Below are 3,530 nucleotides of genomic sequence, written 5' to 3'. Positions count from 1 at the left end.
GGGCGGAGGAGGCGGCGGCTCGGGCGCCGGGGCGGGGGCAGGTGCCCGGTGGTCGTGGGAACCCTGGTGCGGGACCCTGTCCGCAAGGGGCCCGGTGGCCGAGGGGCCCGACGGGGCCACCGAGCCCGCGGCGGCGGAGCCGCCGGGGCCGGTGCTTCTCGTACCCGTACCGCTCGGACCGTCCTGTCCGCCCTGTCCGCCCTGTCCGTCCGGTTCGGCTCCTCGGGGTCCCTGCGCGCGCGGCGGGCCGGTCACGCTCGTCCCGTTCGGCGGTGCCGTCGGCCGATTCCGGACCGTGTTCGCCGCCGAGGCGAACCGGTCGTCGAGGGAATCGGCCGCGACCGAGGGGCCCGTGTCCCCACTGGCGTCGTCGTACAACTGCCGCCACCAGTCGTCCTCATGACCGGTCGGCCTCTCCCCCTGCTGACTCATGCCCCTAATTGTCCACCTCAACAGCCGTATGAAAACGGGGCATCCGGAAAATCAGCCCGCAGAGCCGATGACCGCGCGGCGTGTCGGACTACACATCGAACTCCGGTGCGAGACGAGGGAGTCGAGGGGCCGGAGGATCCTCCGAGGAGGTTGTGCTGTCGCGTACCTGGGGCGGTGGTACGGGGACGTCCCCGTGTCCGCGCGCAGCCGTGCGTTCTCGTGGAGCGGGAGGGAGACCGCCGGGCCGTGGTCTTCGGTGTGCCAGGGAGTCCGCCCACCGGGGAGCGGCCGGGGCGGCTGTGGCGGCACCGGGGGCGTCCTCTCTGACCTGCGTCCTCTCGTGCGGTCCTGCACCCTGGGCAGATGGGAGTGTGGGAACTCCTGCTGGTCGGCGTGGTCGTGCTGCTCGGCCTGTGCGGAGTGCTGGTGCCCGGCGTACCGGGGTCCCTGCTGGTGTGGGCCGGGGTCATGTGGTGGGCGCTGGAGGAGCCCCGCCCGGTCGCCTGGTGGGTGCTGGTCGGCTCCACGACCCTCCTTCTGCTGTCCCGGGCGGTCCGCTGGATGCTGCCTCCCCGGCGCCTGGAGCTGAGCGGCGCCTCCCCCCGCATGGCGGTGTACGCCGGTGTCGGGGCGCTCCTGGGCTTCGTCCTCGTCCCGGTGGTCGGCGCGATCCCCGGGTTCGTCGGCGGCATCTACCTCTCCGAGCGGCTCCGGCTCGGCCGGCACCGCGAGGCGGCGGCGGCCGTGCGCACAGCCATGCGCTCCGGCGGCTCCAGCGTGCTGGCGGAACTCTTCGCCTGCCTGCTCGTCGCGGGGGCGTGGATCGGGGCGGTGCTCGGCCGCTGAGCGGCGCCCCCGGCCTCGTCACGACCAGCAGTCCGCGTCCGCCACGTACATCCAGCCGCGCCCGCCGCGGCCATCAGGTCAGCGACGGTCGTCGTGAACGCCGAGCCGTGCTGGTCGGCGGTCCGGTCGCCCCGCGGGGCGACGAAGCCGGACTGGCGGGCGGACCGGTGGTAGGTGGCCGGGCCTGAGTCGGCGGGAGTGTGGAGGGTGGAGGGTGATCAGGAGGTTGCTGTACGCCGGTACGCGCAGGGCGACGGGGTCGGTGACATGGTCCCGGCCCGGTGGGACGACGAGCGTGCGGGCACCGCCGAAGGTGGCGGCGCGCAGCGACCCCGGCACCGCGTCCGGGAGGCCGGGAGGCCGGGCACCTGGAGCGCCACGGTGACGGCGCCCAGCCGGAGCGGGGCGGTGCCGAGCCGGTTGGAGATCCTGATCCGCGCCGCCGTGCCGCCCACGCCGACATGGACGACGTTGCGGATCGAGGCCCCCGGCAGGGCGGGGACCGTGCCGGACGCGGCGGCCGCCCAGGTACCCGTCCAGTGCCGGGCCGCCGCGGACGGGCCCCGGTGGGTGGCCGCCCTCGCCGGCAGCGCGCCGATCACCGTGGTCGCCACGAGGAGGACGAGGGTCAGGACGTACGCCTGCGCGGGTGCCGACGCGACGGCGGGACGGGGGGCCGGTACGGGGGCGGTACGGGCGCCCGGGGTGTGCCGGCCATGCGGGCCGCCCTTCGCTCGGCGGAAGCGACACAAGCCCCTCATCACCTCCCGGCGCGGCGGACCCGCGCACCCGCCCTCACACCGTCGGGACACCGTCGGGCGGACCTGTGCACACGCGTCCTGATCCCCCGCGTCACAGGGTCACATCGCCGTCCCGGCCGTCGGCCCCGAGCACTCCCTCCAGTCCGAGCAGCAGACGCTTGCGGTCGAGGCCGCCGGCGTATCCCGTGAGGGAGCCGTCCGCGCCGATCACCCGGTGGCAGGGGCGGAGGATGAGCAGCGGGTTGGCGCCGATCGCGCCGCCGACGGCCCGGACGGCGGCCCTGGGCGCGCCGATACGGGAGGCGATGGCGCCGTACGTGGTGGTCGCGCCGTACGGGACGTCGTCGAGGGCTGCCCAGACCCGCTGCCGGAACTCCGTGCCCTCGGCGCGCGACTCCAGCCGGAACTCCTTCAGCTCCCCGGCGAAGTAGGCGGCGAGCTGTTCCGCGGCCTCCCGGAACGGCGCAGGGTCGTGGCGCCAGTCCGCGAGCGGCACCCGGCCGCCCTTCTGCTCCGGCACGGAGAGTGAGGTGAGCACGCCGGACGCGTCGGCGGTCAGGAGGAGAGGGCCGACGGGGCTGTCGACGCTGGTGCAGTAGGTCCGCTGTCCGGCGCTCACGGCTGAACTCCTTGGTGGCCTTGGCCTGGTCGTCGCTTCTGGTGGAGGCGTGGTCATCGGGTGCTCCGGGTCGCCGGGCCCAGGTGGCGCAGGGCGTACGACCGCCAGGGCCGCCAGGCGTCGGGCAGGGGCGTGTCCGGCGGGGCCACGTCCGGGTCGCCGAGGGCGCGGGTGCGGATCTCGGCGACGGTACGCGGGTCCATGCCCGGCAGGGCGAGCAGCGCGGCCTCGGCCTCGTCACGGTCGGCGCCGACGTCGAGGCGTACGGCGCCGTCGGCGAGGGCCGTGGCGAGTGCGCGGAGGGGCCCTCCGGTGTCGGTGTCGGCCAGTGCGGCCGGTTCGGGGAACAGGTGGGTGAGCGTCCCGTGCGGGGCGTCCAGGGTCTTGCCGTACACGTGGACGAGCCGTGCGGCTTCGTTGGGGCCGGCGAGGGCGCGGATCGCGAACTCCTCCGGGTCCGTCGCCCCCGGCGAGCGCAGGCCCGGCCGGGCGGCGACCAGCGGGGCGAGCCGCTCGTCGGCGCCGAGGCGCTCGTCCACGGCGTACGGGTCGGCGTCGAGGTCGAGGAGGCGGCGCAGCCGCTGGACGGCGGTGGTGAGGTCGCGGGGGTCGGTGAGGTGGAGGCGGGCGTCCAGCCAGCCACCGGGGTGGTCGCCGGGTCGGCCGGGCGCGGGGCCCGTGCGGCGGCGGGCGCCGGTGCCGGGGCGTTCGTCGACCTCGGCGATGCCGGTGCCGTACGGCAGGCGCAGCGTGCGGCGGTAGATGCGGCGGCCCCGGGGACCGCTCAGCTCCTCGACGCCGGGGATCGCCTCGGCGTCGAGGACGTCGAAGAGGGCGGTGGACTGGTGGGGGCCGCCGCATCTACCGCCGCA

General features: G+C 76.0%; 4 protein-coding genes and 1 pseudogene. 1 reads left to right on the top strand and 4 read right to left on the bottom strand.

Annotated elements, in window-relative coordinates; genetic code table 11:
• Nucleotides 1-432: pseudogene (locus AOK15_RS47715) on the bottom strand (protein phosphatase 2C domain-containing protein); the annotation flags it as partial.
• A 363-nt stretch (nt 433-795) separates the two neighbouring features.
• On the opposite strand from AOK15_RS47715, the gene AOK15_RS33845 reads away from it, so the two are divergent.
• Nucleotides 796-1,278 carry a DUF456 domain-containing protein gene (locus AOK15_RS33845; RefSeq protein WP_055522141.1) on the top strand — a complete coding sequence of 161 codons (483 nt, stop codon included), beginning with the start codon at nt 796-798 and terminating at the stop codon, nt 1,276-1,278.
• 218 nt (nt 1,279-1,496) lie between these two features.
• On the opposite strand, the gene AOK15_RS33840 is transcribed toward AOK15_RS33845, so the two are convergent.
• The 3 genes from AOK15_RS33840 to AOK15_RS33830 all read right to left on the bottom strand — a co-directional run.
• Complete coding sequence (locus AOK15_RS33840) at nt 1,497-2,039, bottom strand: hypothetical protein (protein WP_157870445.1); 543 nt, start codon at nt 2,037-2,039, stop codon at nt 1,497-1,499.
• A gap of 91 nt (nt 2,040-2,130) precedes the next feature.
• Nucleotides 2,131-2,715: a methylated-DNA--[protein]-cysteine S-methyltransferase gene (locus AOK15_RS33835; protein ID WP_079058859.1), complete on the bottom strand. Its 585-nt coding sequence runs from the start codon at nt 2,713-2,715 to the stop codon at nt 2,131-2,133.
• Nucleotides 2,712-3,530, bottom strand: an 819-nt coding sequence (locus AOK15_RS33830) for an AlkA N-terminal domain-containing protein (protein ID WP_276206247.1), incomplete at its 5' end; no start/stop codon positions are given. The genes AOK15_RS33835 and AOK15_RS33830, both read right to left, overlap by 4 nt.

It is taken from the genome of Streptomyces ossamyceticus, from assembly GCF_001418475.1.
Lineage (GTDB): Bacteria > Actinomycetota > Actinomycetes > Streptomycetales > Streptomycetaceae > Streptomyces > Streptomyces ossamyceticus.
This window is presented reverse-complemented; position numbering and strand designations above follow the sequence as displayed.

Bases quoted from the DNA above. Each gene is read 5' to 3' on its own strand.
- AOK15_RS33840 (WP_157870445.1), bottom strand. From the start codon at position 2,039: ATGAGGGGCTTGTGTCGCTTCCGCCGAGCGAAGGGCGGCCCGCATGGC.
- AOK15_RS33845 (WP_055522141.1), top strand. From the start codon at position 796: ATGGGAGTGTGGGAACTCCTGCTGGTCGGCGTGGTCGTGCTGCTCGGC.
- AOK15_RS33835 (WP_079058859.1), bottom strand. From the start codon at position 2,715: ATGACCACGCCTCCACCAGAAGCGACGACCAGGCCAAGGCCACCAAGG.